17 protein-coding genes and 1 pseudogene are annotated in these 20,809 nt (G+C 44.6%); 4 read left to right on the forward strand and 14 right to left on the reverse strand.

Annotated features, from left to right (window positions below; translation table 11 throughout):
- Nucleotides 1–200: 200 nt before the first annotated feature.
- From ruvB to aspS, 5 genes are all read right to left on the reverse strand, one after another.
- Nucleotides 201–1,208: a Holliday junction branch migration DNA helicase RuvB gene (gene ruvB / locus KIH87_RS11360; RefSeq protein WP_232357988.1), complete on the reverse strand. Its 1,008-nt coding sequence runs from the start codon at nucleotides 1,206–1,208 to the stop codon at nucleotides 201–203.
- A 59-nt stretch (nucleotides 1,209–1,267) separates the two neighbouring features.
- Nucleotides 1,268–1,888: a Holliday junction branch migration protein RuvA gene (ruvA, locus tag KIH87_RS11365; RefSeq protein WP_232357989.1), complete on the reverse strand. Its 621-nt coding sequence runs from the start codon at nucleotides 1,886–1,888 to the stop codon at nucleotides 1,268–1,270.
- Between the two features lie 144 nt (nucleotides 1,889–2,032).
- Nucleotides 2,033–2,554, reverse strand: a complete 522-nt coding sequence (gene ruvC / locus KIH87_RS11370; protein WP_232357990.1) for a crossover junction endodeoxyribonuclease RuvC — start codon at nucleotides 2,552–2,554, stop codon at nucleotides 2,033–2,035.
- Nucleotides 2,555–2,610: 56 nt separating this feature from the next.
- Nucleotides 2,611–3,042, reverse strand: a complete 432-nt coding sequence (gene nudB / locus KIH87_RS11375) for a dihydroneopterin triphosphate diphosphatase (protein ID WP_232357991.1) — start codon at nucleotides 3,040–3,042, stop codon at nucleotides 2,611–2,613.
- 32 nt (nucleotides 3,043–3,074) lie between these two features.
- A complete protein-coding gene (gene aspS / locus KIH87_RS11380; RefSeq protein ID WP_232357992.1) occupies nucleotides 3,075–4,856 on the reverse strand; it encodes an aspartate--tRNA ligase in 1,782 nt (593 codons plus the stop codon).
- A 354-nt stretch (nucleotides 4,857–5,210) separates the two neighbouring features.
- On the opposite strand from aspS, the gene KIH87_RS11385 reads away from it, so the two are divergent.
- Nucleotides 5,211–8,468: a ligand-binding sensor domain-containing protein gene (locus KIH87_RS11385; RefSeq protein WP_232357993.1), complete on the forward strand. Its 3,258-nt coding sequence runs from the start codon at nucleotides 5,211–5,213 to the stop codon at nucleotides 8,466–8,468.
- Nucleotides 8,469–8,567: 99 nt separating this feature from the next.
- Here the strand turns inward: KIH87_RS11385 and KIH87_RS11390 are convergent, their stop codons facing one another.
- The 9 genes from KIH87_RS11390 to KIH87_RS11430 form a co-directional block, all read right to left on the reverse strand.
- On the reverse strand, nucleotides 8,568–9,848 hold the full coding sequence (locus KIH87_RS11390; protein ID WP_232357994.1) for a TRAP transporter large permease: 1,281 nt from the start codon (nucleotides 9,846–9,848) through the stop codon (nucleotides 8,568–8,570).
- Nucleotides 9,848–10,345, reverse strand: coding sequence for a TRAP transporter small permease (locus tag KIH87_RS11395; RefSeq protein WP_232357995.1), 498 nt, complete (start codon nucleotides 10,343–10,345; stop codon nucleotides 9,848–9,850). Before KIH87_RS11395 ends, KIH87_RS11390 begins: the two co-directional genes overlap by 1 nt.
- A gap of 66 nt (nucleotides 10,346–10,411) precedes the next feature.
- Nucleotides 10,412–11,422 carry a TRAP transporter substrate-binding protein gene (locus tag KIH87_RS11400; RefSeq protein ID WP_232357996.1) on the reverse strand — a complete coding sequence of 337 codons (1,011 nt, stop codon included), beginning with the start codon at nucleotides 11,420–11,422 and terminating at the stop codon, nucleotides 10,412–10,414.
- A 9-nt stretch (nucleotides 11,423–11,431) separates the two neighbouring features.
- Nucleotides 11,432–12,367 carry a TRAP transporter TatT component family protein gene (locus KIH87_RS11405; protein ID WP_232357997.1) on the reverse strand — a complete coding sequence of 312 codons (936 nt, stop codon included), beginning with the start codon at nucleotides 12,365–12,367 and terminating at the stop codon, nucleotides 11,432–11,434.
- 133 nt (nucleotides 12,368–12,500) lie between these two features.
- The gene (gene rluB / locus KIH87_RS11410) at nucleotides 12,501–13,358 is read right to left on the reverse strand and encodes a 23S rRNA pseudouridine(2605) synthase RluB (protein ID WP_232357998.1); all 858 of its coding nucleotides are present in this window, start codon (nucleotides 13,356–13,358) and stop codon (nucleotides 12,501–12,503) included.
- Nucleotides 13,351–14,103 carry an SMC-Scp complex subunit ScpB gene (gene scpB / locus KIH87_RS11415; RefSeq protein ID WP_232357999.1) on the reverse strand — a complete coding sequence of 251 codons (753 nt, stop codon included), beginning with the start codon at nucleotides 14,101–14,103 and terminating at the stop codon, nucleotides 13,351–13,353. The genes rluB and scpB overlap by 8 nt, the downstream gene beginning before the upstream one ends.
- A 43-nt stretch (nucleotides 14,104–14,146) precedes the next feature.
- A complete protein-coding gene (locus KIH87_RS11420; RefSeq protein ID WP_408635738.1) occupies nucleotides 14,147–14,989 on the reverse strand; it encodes a segregation and condensation protein A in 843 nt (280 codons plus the stop codon).
- 302 nt (nucleotides 14,990–15,291) lie between these two features.
- Complete coding sequence (locus KIH87_RS11425; protein WP_232358001.1) at nucleotides 15,292–15,915, reverse strand: L-threonylcarbamoyladenylate synthase; 624 nt, start codon at nucleotides 15,913–15,915, stop codon at nucleotides 15,292–15,294.
- Nucleotides 15,916–15,973: 58 nt separating this feature from the next.
- Nucleotides 15,974–16,819, reverse strand: a complete 846-nt coding sequence (locus KIH87_RS11430) for a PHP domain-containing protein (RefSeq protein WP_232358002.1) — start codon at nucleotides 16,817–16,819, stop codon at nucleotides 15,974–15,976.
- A 693-nt stretch (nucleotides 16,820–17,512) separates the two neighbouring features.
- On the opposite strand from KIH87_RS11430, the gene KIH87_RS11435 reads away from it, so the two are divergent.
- The 3 genes and pseudogenes from KIH87_RS11435 to trpD form a co-directional block, all read left to right on the forward strand.
- Nucleotides 17,513–19,117 carry an anthranilate synthase component 1 gene (locus KIH87_RS11435; RefSeq protein WP_232358003.1) on the forward strand — a complete coding sequence of 535 codons (1,605 nt, stop codon included), beginning with the start codon at nucleotides 17,513–17,515 and terminating at the stop codon, nucleotides 19,115–19,117.
- A gap of 2 nt (nucleotides 19,118–19,119) precedes the next feature.
- The gene (locus KIH87_RS11440) at nucleotides 19,120–19,716 is read left to right on the forward strand and encodes an aminodeoxychorismate/anthranilate synthase component II (RefSeq protein WP_232358004.1); all 597 of its coding nucleotides are present in this window, start codon (nucleotides 19,120–19,122) and stop codon (nucleotides 19,714–19,716) included.
- Nucleotides 19,713–20,726 (forward strand): annotated as a pseudogene (gene trpD, locus KIH87_RS11445) (anthranilate phosphoribosyltransferase); the annotation flags it as partial. The gene KIH87_RS11440 and the pseudogene trpD, both read left to right, overlap by 4 nt.
- Nucleotides 20,727–20,809 lie beyond the last annotated feature (83 nt).

Consider the following 20,809-nt stretch of genomic DNA (forward strand, 5'->3'; position numbering starts at 1 on the left):
TGTTGTTTTGCCCACACTAGCTGTGGGCTTTTTTTTGCCTTAAGCACATCCATTAGCTCAGCTCGTTTTCTTTTTGTTGGTAAAGACGTTTACAAATACGTCGCTATCTTTCTGCTGAAATTTAGAGAAAAACAACACACTTATTTAATTTTACAAATAAATAACATAGATTTAACAATGGTGACATTCATAACAAATCACTACAAATCAACACCGGACAAACCAAAATGTTGGAATGCTCTCTGTGTCGCAATTCTCCCTCTTGGCGTTCTCTGCAAAAATCCCTGCTGGATCAGGAAAGGCTCAATAACATCCTCAATCGTATCTTTAGCCTCACCAATGGCAGCAGCAAGATTATCCAAACCTACAGGCCCGCCAGTAAACTTCTCTAAAATAGCCAATAAGAGTTTCCTATCCATGTAGTCGAAGCCTTCTTTATCCACTTCTAATAAATCTAATGCGTCTGCGGCTACCGACAAGGAAATATCGCCCTTGGCTTTTACTTCCGCAAAGTCTCTGACCCTTCGTAACAAGCGATTGGCAATACGAGGCGTTCCTCTTGAACGTCGAGCTATCTCTAACGCACCTTCATCGCTCATAGTGATATTCAAGTACCCTGCCGAACGAGCAATAATGCTGGTTAAGTCCTTAACATTGTAAAACTCCAAGCGTTGTACAATACCAAAACGATCCCGAAGAGGAGAGGTTAAAGAACCAGCACGAGTCGTCGCACCAATCAACGTAAAAGGAGGTAAATCCAATTTGATAGAACGAGCTGCTGGCCCTTCCCCTATCATGATATCCAGTTGGTAATCTTCCATTGCAGGATATAGAATTTCTTCAACAACGGGGCTTAGGCGATGTATCTCGTCAATAAAAAGCACGTCATGCTCTTCCAGATTAGTCAACATGGCTGCCAAATCGCCGGCTTTTTCCAATACAGGGCCTGACGTTGTCTTTATGCCCACATCCAGTTCATTGGCAACAATATTGGCCAGTGTCGTTTTACCTAAACCCGGCGGGCCAAAAATCAGCAGATGATCGAGTGCATCACCTCGATTACGCGCAGCCTGAATGAATATTTCCATCTGATCCCGAACATGATCCTGCCCCACATACTCAGATAACATTTTCGGACGAATGGCGCGATCAATAACCTCTTCATCCTGTTTTACTTGGGGTTCAATAATTCTATCGGCTTCAATCATTCTTTATTCACACATTCACACAGTTAATTGCGAGAGATTACACTCTTTCTTTTTATATATCAGGCAATGCTTCTTAAGGCTTCACGGATCAGTTCTTCGCTACTCAGCTCTTCACGATAAACGCCTTTCACCATCTTGTCAGCCTGTGCCTGAGTATAGCCCAAGGCAATCAAGGCACTGATAGCATCAGATTTAGCACTCGCACTTGGCGGCTCCACAATCACATGAGTCGCACCTGCAACAGGTACACTAAAACTCATTGCTTGCCCAAATTCCAGGTTGCCCAAGCGGTCTTTCATTTCCACTAACAAGCGTTCAGCGGTTTTCTTGCCAACCCCCGGTAGTTTCACCAATGCGGTAACATCGCCTTCGTTGACTGCAACAATAAATTGCTGAGCCGACATTCCAGACAAAATGGTCAATGCCAGTTTGGGCCCCACACCATTCGCTTTAATCACTTCTCGAAATAACGCCCGTTCATCCTTATTGGCAAAACCAAAAAGCAGTTGTGCATCTTCCCGCACCACAAAATGTGTATAGATGTTGACTTCACATCCAGTTTCAGGAAGTTGATACAGGCTGGTCATAGGCATTTGAATTTCATAACCCACGCCCATCACATCAACCAGAACAAAAGGAGGTGTTTTTTCAACCAGGATTCCGCGGATCCGACCAATCATTATTCTTATTCCTCTTATTCCACACTTGACTGTATTTTTATACAGCATGATAGACAAAAACCGGTAGAACTGACAACCATAAAATGCATGTCCATATTAAACGAGAGCTAAAACGAGAGCTAAAATGAGAGTTAAATGGAGAATTTAACGAAGTCGCCCGCGCACCGTCTTACGTGCAACACCCGACATACGCAGTAAACTTTGTTGTGTATGGTTATGACAAAGCGCCACGGCCAAAGCATCAGCGGCATCAGCTTGCGGTGTTTTAGCCAGCTTGAGCAACTGCACAACCATGTGTTGTACCTGCGTTTTCTCTGCATTTCCCTTGCCCACAACCGATTGTTTGATCTGCCTTGCTGAATACTCAGCCACAGGTAAATCATGCTGGGTAGCCGCGACAATGGCAGCCCCTCGCGCCTGTCCAAGTTTTAAAGCAGAGTCGGGATTCTTGGCCATAAAAACCTGTTCAATCGCAAAGTAATCGGGCTGAAACTGAGTGATGATTTCACTGACGCCATTGAAGATTTGGTTCAAACGCATAGACAAATCATCAGCAGCAACCCGGATACAACCGCTGCCCAGGTACTCAGATTTCGCGCCAATTTGTCGGATCACACCATAACCAGTGATTCGTGAACCAGGATCAATACCGAGAATAATAGCCAATGAATTTCCCTAAGCTTTAATGAATGAACATGTTTACTGATGCATCAACACCAAGACTACATGAGAAATTGCCGAATCGCATTACGGTTTGTTTCTGATGATATTAACTGCAATGCCTGTTGCACACTGAGCCAGCGATAATCAAGGTGTTCAGTAAGTTGAATGGCGCAATGCTGGCTAATTTGCAGTAAGAAAACATATTCCGTGTTTTGAATACAATCAGGGGGATAACGGTGACGCCAATGAGGAAGAATTTCATACTGGTTGATGATCCCGGTATCCGTTAACTCAAAAAATGATTGCGGAATATCAACACCAATCTCTTCTTTGACTTCACGCACAGCAGCTTGCCTTGGTGCTTCGTTTTGCTCCAGACTCCCTGTCACCGATTGCCAAAAATCGGGATTGTCTTGCCGTTGTAAGGCCAGTATCTGCTTATTCTCGTCATAGATAACGACTAATACAGATTCTGGCCTTTTCAATGTCACAACAGGCACCTTACTCGTGCTTAAACGTTAAGTTATGCTTCCTCAGAGGAAGATTCTTTAACTGGCACAACGGTCTGAATCGCTAACTCTTGCAGCTGCTCAGGGTTCGCAAAACCAGGCGCACTGGTCAAAGGACAGGCTGCCGTGGTGGTTTTCGGGAAGGCCATAACATCACGAATCGATTCAGCTCCCGTCATCAACATAACCAGGCGATCCAATCCAAATGCCAAACCAGCATGCGGTGGCGCACCATATTTCAATGCATCCAACAAGAAGCCAAACTTGGATTTCGCTTCTTCTTCGTCAATGCCCAGCAATGAAAATACGGTCGCTTGCATATCTTGACGGTGAATACGAACAGAACCACCGCCTAATTCAACGCCGTTTAATACCATGTCATAGGCATCAGATAACGCTTCTTTTGGGTTAGCCGCCAACTCTTCAGGGCTTAAACCGCGTGGAGACGTGAACGGATGGTGCAACGCATAAAGGTTGCCATCGATCATTTCGAACATTGGGAAGTCTGTCACCCAAAGTGGTTTCCAGTCACCTTGCAATAATCCAAGGTCTTCACCCACTTTCAAGCGCAATGCCCCCATTGCTTCTGTCACGATTTGCCAGGTATCAGCGCCGAACAATAACAGGTCGCCTTCTTTAGCATTCACGCGATCCAGAAGCGCCTTGGCAACCTCTTCACCCAGGAATTTCAAAATAGGCGATTGCAAACCATCAATACCATTGTCTATCTGATTTACTTTCAGCCACGCTAAACCTTTAGCGCCATAAATACCGACAAACTTGGCGTAATCATCCAATTGCTTACGCGACAATTCTGCGCCACCAGGAACACAAATGACCGCGACACGTCCCTCAGCATCATTAGCCGGGCCAGAGAAAACCTTGAAATCAACCTCTTTTAAAATATCAGCAACGTCGACCAGTTCCATAGGATTACGCAAATCGGGCTTATCGCTACCGAAACGGCGCATCGCTTCTGAATAGGGCATTCTTGGGAACTCGCCCAAATCCACATTCAACATTTCCATAAACAAATTACGGATCATCTTTTCGGTAATCGCCATCACACCTTCAGCATCAAGGAATGTGGTTTCCAAATCGATCTGAGTAAATTCAGGCTGACGGTCAGCACGTAAGTCTTCATCACGGAAGCATTTAACGATCTGATAATAACGATCCATCCCCGCCATCATCAGCAATTGCTTAAACAACTGTGGAGACTGCGGCAATGCGAAGAATTGTCCTTTGTGAGTACGGCTTGGAACCAGATAATCACGCGCACCTTCAGGTGTCGCCTTGGTGAGAATTGGCGTTTCAATGTCCATGAAACCATTGTCATCAAGGAAACGACGCACGGCACTGGTGACTTTGGAACGGAATTTAATACGATCTGCCATTTCAGGACGGCGTAAATCCAGATAGCGGAATCTTAAACGCTGTTCTTCGCTATTTTCCTGATTAAAATCCAAAGGTAACGGCTCTGCACGGCTTAAAATTTCCAGCTCTTTACCTAAAATTTCAATGCCACCCGTCTTCATGCCTTTGTTGACCTGACCTTCCGGACGAGCTCTTACCAAGCCTTTAATAGAAACACAGAACTCTTGACGTAACGTGTTTGCTTTTTCAAAAACCTCGGGTAAATCAGGATCATAAACGACCTGAACAACACCTTCGCGGTCTCTTAGATCCAGAAAAATAACACCGCCCAAGTCTCGACGACGATTTACCCAACCGTAAAGACTAACCTCTTTACCTACATAAGACTCATCAATATTGCCGCAATAATCTGTGCGCATTCACTCTACCCTTTGGCACTTACAGGTTAATAAGGGGATTTATCCAATCGGTTCGGAACCCCATTAATTCGAAGATGGCGTAGTATAAACAAAACCGATCCAAAGCACAGCCTTGAAGCCTAATTGAAAATAAATTTCTGGAAGAAATAGCATGGGATCGGGATTAAAAATGAACACTTTTTATACTCATTGCTGAATTCATCCCTTTTTCAACACCTTACCCTGTTAATTTTGCATACTTTTAGCACAATAGAGTACAAAGTTAGCCGTCAATAGGGTAAATTAATTGCATTCTTAGAATCTCCTAATACTACCAATGAGTATTAGTTGTACTTGCTGGAACACACTGACTCTATGAATTTGTTTTCGTTGCAACGTTTAACGACCCTATTCATCCTGATATTAATCAGTATTAATAGTCATGCGGCATTTTTCTCATCGGTCAAACGATACTCCATCGAAGATGGCCTGCCAGCAACCACTATCTACACCTTACTGAAGGATCAGTCAGGCTATTTCTGGCTAGGTACGCCCAAAGGACTGGTTCGATACGACGGTTACGATTTTGAAGTTTATAGCAGCAATAACAAGAACAACCTGAAACTGGTTTTACCCGACGCAGGAAACATTTTTATTGATTCTAAAAAGCGTATATGGGTTGGTTCATGGGGTAAAGGGCTCGCCTTATACAATCATAATCTGGAACTCATCAAACATTTTCAGCATTCCAGCGACAATCCCCACAGCATTAGCAGCAACATGGTGCAGCTTTTTTTTGAAGACAAGCAAGGCAATATCTGGTTAGGAACCAATGGTGGTGGCCTGGGCTTATTCCGCGAAAAAACGCTGGATTTTAAGAACTTCACTCGCAAGCCCGGCGAAATGAGCAGCTTGAGTCACAATAGAGTCTGGAGTGTAACCCAATCTCAAGACGGCGCTTTATGGGTCGCAACAGGCAATGGTCTAAATAAATTACTGGATAAAGATAAAGGTATCTTTCAACAATTCCACCACAATCCAGAGGATCCTGAGTCATTGGATCATCCACTCGTAAGAGCTTTGCTGGTAGATAAAGATAATAATCTGTGGGTTGGAACAGAAACCGGCTTCGGCTTGTTCGATCAGGAATCCGGTAAATACCAAACCTTCTCTATGGAAAACCGCGGGCTGGACGCAGCCATTACCCGATTACGCGCCGGTGGAGATAATGTCATTTGGGTTGGTACGCAAAAAGGACTATACCGTTTTGAATCGGACAATCGCACATTCACCTCGTTAGTCAATGAGTCCAACTTCGCCCTGCTTCCGCACGATGATATTCGAGATATTTATGTTGATTCAGAACAACGTATATGGGTAGCCACCCGCTATGCGGGATTAACCCGTATAGATCTGGCTCCAAGTATATTTGAAGCCCACAACCGCTATTCAGAAGAAAACGGCAATATTCACGCGATTCAGAAGGTATATAACATCTTTGAAGATAAGGAGAATACTGTCTGGTTGGGTTCTGGCTCGGGTTTATTAAAGCTGACGGAAAAAGGCATCTTCAAGCACACTCTTCAAAATCTCGATAACAGCGCTCATGTACATGCTATTGTCCAGGACAAAGCCGGTACAATCTGGCTTGGAACAGAACATGGTTTGGGCACTATATCCCCGGATCAAACCACCTACATCAACAGAAATGATTTACTGGATGGTTATAGCAACCTTGCCGTTGTTGAGCTGATGCTCGATCGGGGCAATAACCTTTGGATAGCCACAGAACATGGCGGCCTGATTACCTATAATGGCAGAACCACACGTTCCATTAATCACGATCCTCTAGACCCAGACTCTATTTCCAATAATAACGTCACAGCCATGTATCAGGATAATATTGGCAGGATCTGGATTGGCACAGCAGGTTCAGGATTAAACAGGCTCGACCCCGGCCCTAATCGCTTTTTCCATTATGAATATACTCCCAGCCAGATTGGTAGTCTGGGATTTGGCAGCATAAACAGTATATTCCAAAGTTCAGACGGCATTATGTGGTTCGGAACGCCCCTCACACTGGACAAGCTCATTGATATTACAGACACCTTTGAAAACCTCTCGACCAAAGATGGATTAGCAAACAGCGATATAAAAGCCATCACAGAAGATGACTTTGGAGATCTATGGATCAGTACAGATTTGGGATTATCGCAATACAAACGATCAGGACATTACTTCATCAACTATCAGCAAAGAGACGGTATTCACGGTAATCAGTTTTTACGTCGCTCGGTGTTAAAAAGTAAAACCCATGGGCTTATATTTGGTGGTGAAAATGGTATAACCCGAGTACACACAACTGAGTCTTCTTATACAAGTAAGCCACCTACCGCGCAAATTACCGGGGTCTGGATTGATGGCAAAAAAGTACCTCAATATAGTTTTGATGACGAATCTGTACTGGAACTCCATCACACGGTAAAAAATATCCGTATAAAATTCTCAGCTCTGGATTTTTCTTCCATCGGTAAAAACCAATATTCTTATCGCATTATGGGTTTCGATGAAAACTGGTCTCAACCGGGCAATGACAATCAGATTTACTACAGTGGCCTGGATTCAGGCGAGTATGAATTCCAGGTAAAAGCCAGTAATAACAATAATGACTGGGCAGAAACGCCGACATCCTTAAAGATCACTATCTTAACGCCTTGGTGGCAACAAGTTTGGTTATACGTCCTGTTAGCCTTTGTGCTTATCGTATCAGCTACACTGTTATACAAAATCAGAACCCGTACTCTGGCAGAGCAGAAAATGCTGTTGGAAAACGAAATTTCGACTCGTACAAAAGAACTGTTTGAAGCCCAGAAACAATTGATTGAATCAGAGAAAAATGCCTCTCTTTCTGGGCTGGTAGCGGGTGTTGCCCATGAAATTAATACTCCGGTGGGCATCAGCGTTACTGCGGCTTCCAATCTTATTGAAAGAAGTCAAAGCATGTTGGCAGCATTGGAATCCAATACTCTGAAGAAATCGGAGTTTATCCAACAGATTAACAACATTCATGAAAGTGCTGAAATGGTACTGTCAAACCTGATGCGCGCTTCTGACCTGATTGGCAGCTTCAAGGAAGTTTCTGTTGATCAAATATCTCAGCAGCGACGTAAGTTCGCATTCAAGGATTACATGGAAGAGATCATCATGAGTCTGACTCCACAGTTGAAGACGGAAAACATCAGCATGGTATTGCAATGCCCGGATGATTTGGTTGTCGATAGCTACCCAGGAGCGATTGCTCAGCTTATTACCAATCTGACCATGAATTCCATTGTACACGCCTTCGACAATCGAGAAGGTGGAACAATTGAAATCCTGATAAAGCGAATGGAAACCTCTCCAGAGAAAATTTACATTCGATTTAGTGACAATGGTAAGGGCATATCTCACGATATGATTGCCAAGATATTTGAGCCTTTCTACACCACAAAACGCGGTAAAGGCGGCAGTGGTTTAGGACTACAAATTATCAGCAACATCACCAACATCAGGCTTGGCGGCACTATTCGCTGTGAAAGTGAACTAGGCAAAGGCACCAGTTTCCATATTGAAATTTTGGCTACCCCACCCTGATAAATAAACCTCAGCCGCTTGCTTCTTGGCATTATTCTGCGCGGCGGTGGGATTCACTCTTTTCTGTAGAGAACAGACCGTAACGAACTGATTGTAAAGCTACTCAACAAACAACAGTGACAAATCAGGCCAGTAAGTAATGATCACCAATGATAATAAAAGCACGACCATAAAGCCGACTGTAGAACGATAGATTTCCGTGATTGGGCGTGAGAAACGATAGCTGGCGATAAACAGATTCATGCCCACAGGCGGCGTCATGTAGCCAATCTGCATGTTCGCCAAAAACACAATGCCCAGATGCACAGGATGCACACCAAAAGACATCGCGATAGGTAAGATCAAGGGCACCATAATCACGATCGCCGAGAAGATATCCAGAAAAGCGCCCAGGATCAGCAAAAACAGGTTCAACATAATCAAAAAGCTTAACTGGCTTTCAATATGTTGAGTGATCCAGTCAAATAGCGTTGTTGGCGCATCAATCTCAATAAAATAACTGGTTAACACCAATGAACAACTCAGAATAATCAGTATCCCACCTACCATAATCATGGCATCTGTGAGCAAATCCGGTATTTGCTTAAGCTTGATATCCTTATACAAAAACACTTCAACGATCAGCAAATAGATAACGGTAACAACCGCCGCCTCCGACAAGGCAAAATAACCAGAATAAATGCCTCCGAGCAAAATAGCAGGAAGCGGGATTTCCCATTTTGCATCTTTAAAGCTTTCTATCAATTCCTGAAAGGAAAATGCCTGGGTTGAAGCAGCTTGTTTACCTTGCGTCCACATACTCCACGCAGACAACATGGCAATCATCAAAAGTCCGGGGACAATCCCTGCAACTAATAATTGCTCAATGGTCATGCCTACCGGCGTTTCCATTTGCAGAGCTATAACTCCGAACAAAATTAGAGGCAATGACGGAGGAAACAGTAACCCCAAACTACCCGAGGTCGTCACCAAGCCGAGACTAAATCGCTGCTGATAACCCGCTTGTTGTAAAGCGGGATACAACAACGCACCTAAAGCCACTATTGTAACGCCAGAAGCACCCGTAAAGGCCGTAAATAAAGCACAAGCGATAAGCGCGACTATGGCTAAACCGCCAGGCATCCAACCTAATACAGCTTGAGTCACCCGAACCAAACGCTTAGAACTTTGACTGGCACTGAGCAAATAGCCGGCGAAAGTAAACAGAGGAATCGCTTCAAGCAAAGGCGTTTGAATAATGCGATATAAATCAATGGCAATCACCATCAAATCGATATCAGCGTAATGGAATCCCAACATGGCAATAGCCAGTATTGCAGCGAAAAGCGGCATTCCCAGCAAAGCCAGAAATATGACGATAGCAACCAGTAAAATAAACATTATTCAGCTTCTGACTTCTGTGTTGGTTCTTGCACACGAGAGGGCTGTATAGCCAATAAAAGATAGCGCCAGGCAATCACCAAAAACGCCATAGGAATAATAGATTCCGTAACCCAAACAGGCACATCCAGGAAAGCAATGGCATTATCTTCCATTTCCAACTGAACAAATTGCCAGCTAAACCAGGCTGCGCTTGTGCAAAGCGCCGTGGTACAAAGGTAAACCAAACGGTAAGCAGCTCTAGAAAAGTGATAAGGCAAAAAGCGGGAGATCACATCAATATTAATATGTTTACCACGGCGGGCTGCAAATGCAGCAGCGAAAAAGCCTGTCCATAAAACAGTTACCTGAATAAGATCATCTCCCCAAATCAATCCCGATCCAAATGCGTTGCGCATAATGATCTGAATCGCAGCGACTGCCAACATGGTAAAAAAGAACAATGTCAGCAGCAGTTTTTCTGCATTGATAAGAAGTCGGTGTAATTTATCCAGCATTATTTTCTATTTTTGTTTCGAGACTCGATTTAGCGCTCAGTTTCCCAAGCGCCCTGCTCTAATCTATTAATGGCTACCCGCGGCTTTATCGAAGGTCGCTAATTGTTCTTGCAGCATGTTCGCCATTTTCTGGCTGATAACTCCCTGCTTTAACAAATTACTTTCTGCCAAACTGCCCTTACTACGCCATGCGGCCATTTCTTCACTACTCGGCGTTAAAATCTGAATACCCTGATTTTTCAACGCATCTAAGGCTTTTTCGTTGTCACCACGGTTTTCCAAGTCAATTTCCGCAAAAACGCGAGACATGACTTCACGCACCACGGCCTGGTCTTCTTTCGACAACTTGTTAAATACATTCGCTTCAATCGCCATCACAGCATAAACATAAATAATGGGCACTTCGGTGACATATTTAAGTTGAGTGTGCCACTGCAAGTTAATGGCAGCGACCGGTGAAGTTGCAATGGTATCGATCAGCTCTGTTTGCAAACCCGCCAATACATCACCAATAGGCAATGGAATGGGAGAAATTTCAAACGCAGAAAAAGAGGCTTCTGTGGCGGCGTCGCTGCTTGGAGACCATACTTTGTGATCTTTCATTTGATCAGGATGAGTAATAGGCTCCTTCGACATCAAGTAAGCAAAACCGCCACCAGCGATGCCAAAGGTAACAAAACCACCTTGCTCAAATCCATCAACAATGATTGGGTCAATTGTCTTGCGTACATGATCAACCTGTTCCAAAGAATGGAACTTCAATGGCATAGAATAAATCTGGCTATCAGGATAGAAGCGAGACAAACTGCCGCCCGTCATCGCGCCGCCATGCAATTGACGAATTTTAATCTTTTTCAAGACAGCGCTATCGTCGCCCATAACGCCACCAGGGTAATACTTTAATTTAACGCGGTTACTGGTGCGTTCACTGATTTCTTTTGAGCTGGCACGAAACTTCTGCATCCAGCTAGAGCCTTCCGGTGACAAAGTAGCAATCTTTAATGTCGCTGCCTGAGAGGTAAAAGCAACAAACCAGACAACCAGTGCTACCCCAAAAGGTCGCAATAAACTCATCATATTCTCCCGTTAGAAATAATCATCGGCACTTTGTAGCAAGCTTTTCGCTTGCTCTTTCGCCAGCCAGTTAGTCAGAGTGAATCCATCCGCTTTGGCATCGGCTTTCATAACCTGTTGTAACAGTTCATCGTGCAATTCGCGATCAAACAATAAACGCGCGTACTGTTGTGCATAGGTCACTTGCACCATCAGGTTTTCACCATTGGATAGCTTCATGGCTTTTTCGAAATGTTCCCTTCCCACTTCAGGCTTGCCACCTAATGTTGGCGGGATCAAGGTTGCCAGAACACCAAGATACATATGAGCGCTGCCATGCTGAAAAGTTTCATCCAGATCGACAATTCGCTTCATAACCACTTCAATTTTTGGCACATCAGCAATGGCATTGAAGTCACTGCTATGGCTCTTTATCCAGCCAGCCCAGGATGCGCCAAAAGCAAACAGAACAGACACATCATCTTCATCCAAATCCTGCAAACGCGCTTCAAGCTCGCTAATATGCCAGCTTTCAACACCACAAAAATCATCATCGAACTGGCACATGGCTTGTTTACCATAGCCAAAGGCTCGGTCTGACAAGCGTTGTTGCCGCCCTAAATCAGAGACAAACACTGAGCCGTAAGCACTATAGAGATTGGCAGCAGCAGAAAGCAAATCAACGTTATCGGGATCACTTCTTAACAGGCTTTCAACCATCAGCATATAGGCAGGCACTGCATCTTTAACCAGCTCAGGATCGTCATGTTCACTAATAGTAGCTTGTAATTGATTGGCAAGGCTTTTGGTTGCACCGGAAACAAATGATGAACAACCTGACAATAACGAAACCAATAACAAGCCAAGCAATAAAATTCGAGATTTCGAACTATTGATTTTTGCACTATTGATCTTGGCTTTATGGATTTTCGCTCTATCCAATAGATGCAATAGATGAATTTTTAACATGAATTACAGGCTCCAAAAAATGGGCTCAAAAAAATGCTCGGGCACTTTACCACTTTAGACAGGGAGATCAATTGCAAAAAGGTTGAAACAGTCCACACTATGGCAGACCATTTCGTCATCACTTATGCCAACCTTACTTGTCGTTTGGCTTGCCTCTTAAGTTGTGCTTCTTGATAGATCGACGCATACGACTTAAACGAACGTGATCCAGTTTGGACTTATTCACTCGTACCAATGTTTCCGTTTCTGCTGGTAATTGCACTGAACGTCTCAGTTTATTAACGTCATCCAGCTCCAATTCAACCCAGGCTCCCTGTGGCAATCGTTTCTGTAATTCCAGATCACCATAACGAAGTCTTATTAAACGGCTCACTTTTAACGACTGACTTTCCCAAATACGACGCACTTCGCGGTTACGTCCTTCGGCTAATACCACATTGAACCATTGGTTCAAACTATCCGCTTCCGGGCTACTACGTCTGGTAATCTTATCGAATTTTGCCATTCCGTCGTCCAGCATAACACCTTTACGCATTTGGTTTAGGGTTTGCTCAGAGACTTCACCAAACACCCTCACACCATATTCTCGTTCAATGGAGTTTCGAGGATGCATCATACGATTAGCCAGCTCGCCGTCATTGGTAAACAACAATAAGCCACTGGTGTTAATGTCCAGACGACCAATGGCAATCCAGCGCCCATCAGCAATACGCGGTAAACGCTGAAACACCGTTTTACGTCCATCTGGATCTTCGCGGCTGCAAATTTCGCCTTCAGGTTTGTTGTACATCAGCACTCGACAGATGTTTTTACGATGCTGGGTAGAGATAATGTTACCGTCACAACGGATTTCATCACTTGGCTCTACACGCTCGCCCAGTTGGGCAATTTTACCATTAACAGAGATACGGCCTTCCTGGATCCAGGTTTCCATTTTTCTACGTGATCCCAAGCCCGCATTGGCTAATACTTTCTGTAATTTTTCACTCATCTTTTACTTCAATTTCCTGTAAATCCCCATCATCCTCAAGCAAGCTCTGCTGTGCTTTCAGCTCGTCGAATTGAACATCAGCATCGTTGTTTTCGTCAGGACTATCGTCAAGATTCTCGTCAGAGTCCTGATCAGAGTTATCACCCGAACCATTGTCAGACTCATCTTTAAAATCAAATAACGGCCCCTGAGGATCCTGCTTAACCTGCTGTTCAATCAACGCCATCGAAGGTAACTCCGACAAACTGTTTAAGGAAAAATAGTCCAGAAACGCTTTGGTTGTTGCATATAGAGACGGTCTTCCCGGTACTTCTTTATGCCCCACCACTTTAACCCATTCACGTTCCTGCAGGGTTTTAATAATATGACTACTCACCGACACGCCACGAATATCTTCTATCTCACCTCGGGTGATAGGCTGTCGATAAGCAATTAAACTCAATGTTTCCAATAATGCCCGGGAATATCTGGGCGCCTGTTCTTGCCACAAGCGACTAATCCACGGGCTTAAACTATCATCTGACTGAAAACGATAACCGGAAGCTACCTCAACCAAATGAATACCTTTCGCTGCATAATCCAACCGGATTGATTCCAGCAACTGCTTTATTTTTCGAGTGCTTAACTCGAATTCATCCAATACGGTAGTTTGCAGTTTATCCAGAGATAAAGGCTCGCCGTGAACAAATATGGCAGCTTCAATAATTTGCTTAAGTTGTTGGTCTGCAAATTTTTTTCTCGCCACTATATTATTCCTTTAGGTTTATCTCTTCAGTCTGATCTGAAACCTACAAATCAACGACAACCGCATTCTGCAAGCGCACATGAATATGGCTGTAAGGCTCAGCCTGAACCACTTCAACCAGCTTTTCTTTTACTAACTCCAATATCGCTAAAAAAGTCACAACCACACCCGCTTTTCCTTCTTCAGGCGTAAACAAATCAGCAAATTCGGTAAAGGCACTCTCTCCAACAACACCAAGAATCATACTCATACGCTCACGAGTGCTAAGCGTCTCCTTTTGAATATGATGATGTTCAAAACTGGCAGCCCGTTGCATAGCTTGCTGAAAACTCAATACCAATTCCTGCAGCGTCACATCAGGCAATACTTTAATTGCTTTACAGGATTCAGCAGCAACAGCACTTGCCGCAAAAAAATCTCGTTCTTGTCTTGGTATACCATCAAGTTCCTGAGCAGCAACCTTGATAACCTCATATTCCTTCAAACGTCGAATTAGCTCTGCTCTTGGATCGTCTTCCTCTTCTTCCTCGCTTTCACGACGTGGCAATAATACCCGAGATTTGATTTCAGCCAATATCGCGGCCATCACCAAATACTCACCCGCCAATTCCAGTTTGATATCTTTCATTACGTCCACGTACTCCATGTACTGCTTGGTAATTTCCAATACGGGCAAGTTAACGATATCAAATTTCTGCTTACGAATAAGATAAAGAAGCAAATCTAAAGGCCCTTCAAATGCCTCTAAAATCACTTCCAATGCATCGGGAGGAATATATAAATCTTCTGGCTTCTCAATCACCGCCAGACCATTAACAAAAGCTAATGGCAAAGGCTGTTGAACAGGTTCCTGTGAAACAGGTAGTGATGATTTAAGCTCAGTCATATGTTCCATTCTAGCCTAGGGTCTGTTGACCTTTGTTCATTTTTTATGTTGAACGATAAAATTGTCTGAACCAAGGCGTTAATGACGCTGTTTGGCAATCCAAATAAGTCATTAACAACGCAGGGGCAGGCAATTTTAGCTTCAAGCCGTCCTTTGAGTAGATAGGGGACAGCGCCCATTTTTGAGCCATACTGCTCACAAATTTCACTCATTTAGACCCACTAGACTCATTCATTTGCGATTGTCTGGCTCAAAAATTGTCAGCTGCATAAATTATAAACAAAGGTCAACAGACCCTAATATCACAATCCAAAAACAGAAGGATCTCCGCTTCCACGACGAACAAGCTCAACATCGCCTTCCGACATATCAACAACCGTCGTAGGCTGCTCGCCCAAATAACCTCCGTGAATAATCAAACCCACCTGCTTTTCAAGACGATCGCGTATCTCCTCAGGGTCAGATTCCGCAAAGTCATTACCCGGCAAGATCAATGTCGAAGACATTAAGGGTGCGCCCAATTCCTCCAACAACGCCAAAGCAATGGCGTTATCAGGCACACGAATACCAATGGTTTTCTTTTTCGGGTTCTGTACTCGCTTGGGTACGTCTTTAGTGGCTTTGAGAATAAAGGTGTATGGCCCTGGAGTATTGTTCTTGATTGTACGAAACGCTTGATTATCGACACGCGCATACAAGGACAACTCCGACATATCGCGACACATCAAGGTAAAATTATGCTCTTTACCTATATCTCTAATACGGCAAATCTGTTCCAGTGCGATTTTATTATCAAGCTGACAACCAATGGAATAGCCAGAGTCGGTAGGATAAACAACTACTTCTCCATCATTAATTAGCTCACAAGCCTGGCGAATTAATCGCGGTTGTGGATTATCAGGATGAATATAGAAAAATTGACTCATTTAATTAACTCGTTATCTTTAACGACTATCTTAACGTAGAGACTATCTTTACGGCTCTTTAAGCTGCCAGTTCTGATAGCCAATCGCTCCATACCGGTTTAACGGTTTCCGGCAAAGCCAAATGACGACCAAGCTCACTCCAGCGACCCGGTGCGTGAAAATCGGAGCCCGTTGACGCCAGTAATTCATACTCTATAGCATAGTTTGCCATTTGCTTCTTCAATGCAGGGGACATTCCCGGGTAGATCACTTCCAACGCATGTCCGCCAGCCTGTTTAAACTCAACAATTAAACGGCGCAGCCATTTAGCCGTCATGTCGTATCGCCCCGGATGAGCAAGCACAGCCGAACCACCTGCGTCATTTATCCATTGCACCGCTTCCGCGACCGATATCCAGCGAGGGCTAACATGAGCTCGCTTGCCTTTTCCCAAATACTTGCGAAAAGCGGTCTCAAGTGAACTTACCTGATTACTTTCCAATAAAGCTCGGGCGAAATGCGCACGGGTAATCTGTCCTTTTCCAGCAAGTCTGGCAGCAACATCATAAACATTACCCAATCCTGCTTTTTCCAGCTTATCGCCAATCAATCTGGCACGTTCCTCACGAGCATTCTGTTGCTGCTGCAAACGCTCGGTGAATAGAGGATCCTGCCAATCGATATTCAAACCTACGATATGAATATCAAAACCATGCCATGAGGTTGATAACTCAACGCCGGGAACAATGGTCATGGCTCGCTTTTGTTGCGCCTGATACTGCTGCGCTTCTGCGATGGCATCTACGGTATCGTGGTCGGTCAGGGCTAAAACATCAACCTGCTGATTATGGGCTCGCATGACCAATTCTTCCGGAGTCAATGCTCCGTCGGAATAACAGGTATGGGCGTGCAGGTCGATTTTCATGCGTTTGAATTACTCTTATGATACGAGGAACCGGGAGGCTGTTATTCATTGCTATCATTCATTACGCTACTCGCTAACAATAACAGCCATATCAAACCGGAAATATTTAGGCCGCATATCATACTGGAAGCCAGAGCGTCCCCCAACCTATTTTTAATTTCGTGATTTGATTTTCAAACAAGCATTGAAGAAATCACTCTCATTCACATTTCGGTTATATTTTTTCTCTAAATATTGAGTTAGACTCTTGACATTGGTTCCGAATTATTATCCCCTATAGGGCGTAACAGGTCGCGAATGGTAATAATATGACCACAAACGTGTTAGATATTGCCAGTTTGTGAAAAGTTGTTATAGTTGGCGAACTTCCTGCAACACCAAGCTTAAAATTACGGGTTTTGCAGAGATGGTTTCCTAACGACAACAGCAAACAAAGAATTAAAAACGTTCTTTCCATCAGAGTTCTTTCAATCAGAAAAGAAGCATCTGAAAAAAAAGTGAAAGAATAAGCAGGCAAGATTGATGAAATATTCCATGAACAATACAAATTGGTGGTGGCACATCCCTTAATACGCGGGTTGTGATGCTTTCTATTGGATCAATTTTGTCAAAAACCCGCTAGCAAGGCGGGTTTTTTGTTTTTAACCAACGGATTACCCGCTGAAATTTAGTCAACACAGTAGAGTAACCTAGATGAGTTTAGCTGAGTTAAGTAAAGCCCCGGGAAAGGTCGAAAGTATTCGACTCACCTGTGATTATATTGATGACCCATTAGCAGCCTATCAGCGTCTTTGCCATCAAAAGCCCAATAGTTTGCTATTGGAATCAGCGGAAATTGAAAGTAAAGACGGCATCAACAGTATGATTTTGGTTGATGCAGCAGTGAAACTGATCTGTGAAGGTCAACAGGTTACAGTCCATGCACTAAGCGAAAATGGTCAGCCTGTTCTGGCGCTGTTGCATAGCGAATTAAACGATTTCGTTTTAGAGTCTGAGAGTAATAAACTCACTCTAAATTTCCCGACACCGGATCCGGATTTGGATGAAGACAGCAAGCTAAAAGCCCCGTCTGTATTCGATGCTTTGCGAGTTGTTCAACAAAAGTTAACGCCTATCCGGGAGCATTCTCTGGCTATCTTCGTCGGCGGCGCATTTGCCTATGACTTATTCGCCACCTTTGAGCAACTTCCCAGCGTTCCCAATGGCAAAAACCATTGCCCTGATTATGTGTTTTATCTCGCTGAAACCCTAATTCATATCGACCATCAAAAGAAATCCTCAGAAATGGTAGGCAGTGTGTTTAGTGGCGAGAATGTTGCCAATAATTACTTTGCTATCAGTCAGCGGCTGGAAGTGATAAAGAAAACCTTATCCGAAACTGCACCTGCGCCAAGCACAGACTCAAGCATCCCGGCAGCCATCACCAATCCTGATTTACAGGTAGATAAAAGCGATGAAGAATACTGTCAGGATGTGATTAGACTGAGAGAAAACATTCTGGCGGGCGATATTTTTCAGGTAGTGCCTTCACGTACCTTTAGCCTGCCCTGCCCGGATCCCTATTTGGCCTATGCTCAGTTGAAACTCAGCAATCCCAGTCCTTATATGTTCTTCATGCAGGACGACGATTTTTGTATTTTCGGTGCGTCACCAGAATCTGCCGTGAAATATGAACACAAAAGCAATCAGGTCGAGGTATATCCGATTGCCGGTACTCGTCCAAGAGGCAAACGAGCCGATGGCAGCATAGACCCGGATCTGGATAGCCGCATCGAATTAACCTTGCGTGAAGACGACAAGGAAAAAGCCGAACACTTGATGTTAGTGGATTTGGCTCGTAACGATATCGCCCGAGTATCAGAGCCGGGAACTCGCCACGTCAAAGATTTGCTCAAAGTAGACCGTTACTCTCATGTGATGCACTTGGTTTCTCGCGTTGTCGGTCAGTTACGTTCAGACCTGGACGGCCTTCATGCCTATCAAGCCTGTATGAATATGGGCACGCTGGTAGGAGCGCCCAAAGTCAGCGCTGCGCAGCTTATTCGCGAAGTCGAAGGTGTTCGTAGAGGCAGTTACGGTGGCGCCATTGGCTTTTTAACTGGCGAAGGTGACATGAACACCTGTATTGTTATCCGCTCCGCCTTTGTCAGTAACGGCACAGCTTACGTTCAAGCAGGAGCCGGTGTGGTCTACGATTCAATCCCTCAAAGCGAAGCCGATGAAACTCGCGGCAAGGCACAAGCCGTGCTCAGCGCTATTATGCAGTCTCACTTGGCTGCACAGACAAAGGGAGCGTAAAGATGAGCACATATAACATCGTACTTCTGGATAACTTTGACTCATTTACCTATAACCTGGTCGACGAGCTACGCGCAATGGGCATGCAGCTGACGGTTTATCGTAATAGCGTGTCTGCCGACAAGGTTTTGCAATTCATGCAATCGCAAGGCAAAGATACCTTACTGTTATTATCTCCCGGCCCAGGTAATCCCGACTCAGCCGGGTGTATGCTGGAACTGTTAAACAAGGTTCAAGGGAAATTCCCGGTATTGGGTATTTGTTTGGGGCATCAAGCGATCACTCAACACTATGGTGGAACCATTGGACGAGCCCCAGTGGCAGTACACGGTAAATCATCACCCGTAAAACACTGTGGTGACAAGATGTTCAGCAATTTACCTAATCCCTTCCCCGTCGCTCGTTATCACTCGTTGATGGCGACAACCATGCCCGACAATTTACAGGTTATTGCTGAATATGACGGTATTCCCATGGCGGTATACCACGAACAAGACAACATGTTGGGATTCCAATTTCACCCGGAATCCATTCTTACCGCAATGGGTAGTCAACTACTACATCAAAGCATCGAATATCTAACCAGGAGAGCACTATGACGGCTGATCTAATCTCACTTTTGCATAAAGTTTTTCAAGGTGGAACGCTTAGCCAGGCTGAAAGTCAGACCTTTTTTACCGCTGTTGTTAAAGGCGAAGTGAATGACATTATTCTCACTTCTATGCTAACAGCACTAAAAATGCGTGGTGAAACTCCCGAAGAAATTGCTGGCGCAGCCGCTGCACTGATAGAAAATGCCGCGCACATTCCGCGCCCGGACTATCCCTTCGCCGATATCGTTGGCACAGGGGGCGACGGTCAAAACACCATTAACGTTTCCTCTGCTGCGGCCATTGTTGCCGCCAGTTGTGGTGTTCACGTTGCCAAACATGGTAACCGCAGCGTGTCCAGCAAATCGGGTGCAGCCGACCTGTTCTGGGAATATGGTTTGAACCTGACCATGCCAGCCGATGTGGCGCGCCGTTGCCTGGATGAAAGTAACTTCTGCTTTTTGTATGCACCGAATTACCATGCCGGCATTCAGCACGCCATGAAAGTGCGTACGGCCTTAAAAACCCGTACCATATTCAATCTGTTAGGCCCCTTGGTTAACCCGGCTCACCCCACTCATATTATTACCGGGGTTTACCTGCCAGAATTAATCGAGCCTTATGCGAAAACCCTGCAATTACTGGGTTACAAGCATGCCATGGTAGTTCATGGTAGTGGTTTGGATGAAATCTCACTGCACGGCGATACCGAAGTCGCCGAAGTCGATGGCGACGAAATTAAATACTATCGTTTAACGGCGAAAGATTTCGGCTTGTCTTCACATCCACTGGATGCCATTCGTGGCGGTGAACCGGCTGAAAACAAAGCCATGATCGGCGATGTACTGCAAGGCCGTGGCATTAAGGCTCACCGTGACAGTATTGCCGCCAATGCCGGTGCATTATTGAAACTGTGTGGCAAAGCAGAAACCTTTGCCGAAGGTGCGCAAATGGCCCTGGATAGCCTGGCTCAAGGCAAACCTTTCGAAACCATTAAACAGTGTGCCGAGTTGAGCCAACAGCCACCTGTAGCCAATAACCAATGGATCCCGAAGGTCAATACGCTGGAAAAAATCGTTATTGATAAGCGTCTGGAACTCAT

This window comes from Paraneptunicella aestuarii (assembly GCF_019900845.1).
Classification (GTDB): domain Bacteria; phylum Pseudomonadota; class Gammaproteobacteria; order Enterobacterales; family Alteromonadaceae; genus Paraneptunicella; species Paraneptunicella aestuarii.

Coding starts and splice junctions, on each gene's coding strand:
- KIH87_RS11440 (WP_232358004.1), top strand. CDS start 19,120: ATGAGCACATATAACATCGTACTTCTGGATAACTTTGACTCATTTACC.
- rluB (WP_232357998.1), bottom strand. CDS start 13,358: ATGAGTGAAAAATTACAGAAAGTATTAGCCAATGCGGGCTTGGGATCA.
- KIH87_RS11425 (WP_232358001.1), bottom strand. CDS start 15,915: ATGAGTCAATTTTTCTATATTCATCCTGATAATCCACAACCGCGATTA.
- ruvB (WP_232357988.1), bottom strand. CDS start 1,208: ATGATTGAAGCCGATAGAATTATTGAACCCCAAGTAAAACAGGATGAA.
- KIH87_RS11385 (WP_232357993.1), top strand. CDS start 5,211: ATGAATTTGTTTTCGTTGCAACGTTTAACGACCCTATTCATCCTGATA.
- aspS (WP_232357992.1), bottom strand. CDS start 4,856: ATGCGCACAGATTATTGCGGCAATATTGATGAGTCTTATGTAGGTAAA.
- KIH87_RS11395 (WP_232357995.1), bottom strand. CDS start 10,345: ATGCTGGATAAATTACACCGACTTCTTATCAATGCAGAAAAACTGCTG.
- KIH87_RS11405 (WP_232357997.1), bottom strand. CDS start 12,367: ATGTTAAAAATTCATCTATTGCATCTATTGGATAGAGCGAAAATCCAT.
- KIH87_RS11435 (WP_232358003.1), top strand. CDS start 17,513: ATGAGTTTAGCTGAGTTAAGTAAAGCCCCGGGAAAGGTCGAAAGTATT.
- KIH87_RS11420 (WP_408635738.1), bottom strand. CDS start 14,989: ATGACTGAGCTTAAATCATCACTACCTGTTTCACAGGAACCTGTTCAA.
- KIH87_RS11430 (WP_232358002.1), bottom strand. CDS start 16,819: ATGAAAATCGACCTGCACGCCCATACCTGTTATTCCGACGGAGCATTG.
- KIH87_RS11400 (WP_232357996.1), bottom strand. CDS start 11,422: ATGATGAGTTTATTGCGACCTTTTGGGGTAGCACTGGTTGTCTGGTTT.
- KIH87_RS11390 (WP_232357994.1), bottom strand. CDS start 9,848: ATGTTTATTTTACTGGTTGCTATCGTCATATTTCTGGCTTTGCTGGGA.
- ruvA (WP_232357989.1), bottom strand. CDS start 1,888: ATGATTGGTCGGATCCGCGGAATCCTGGTTGAAAAAACACCTCCTTTT.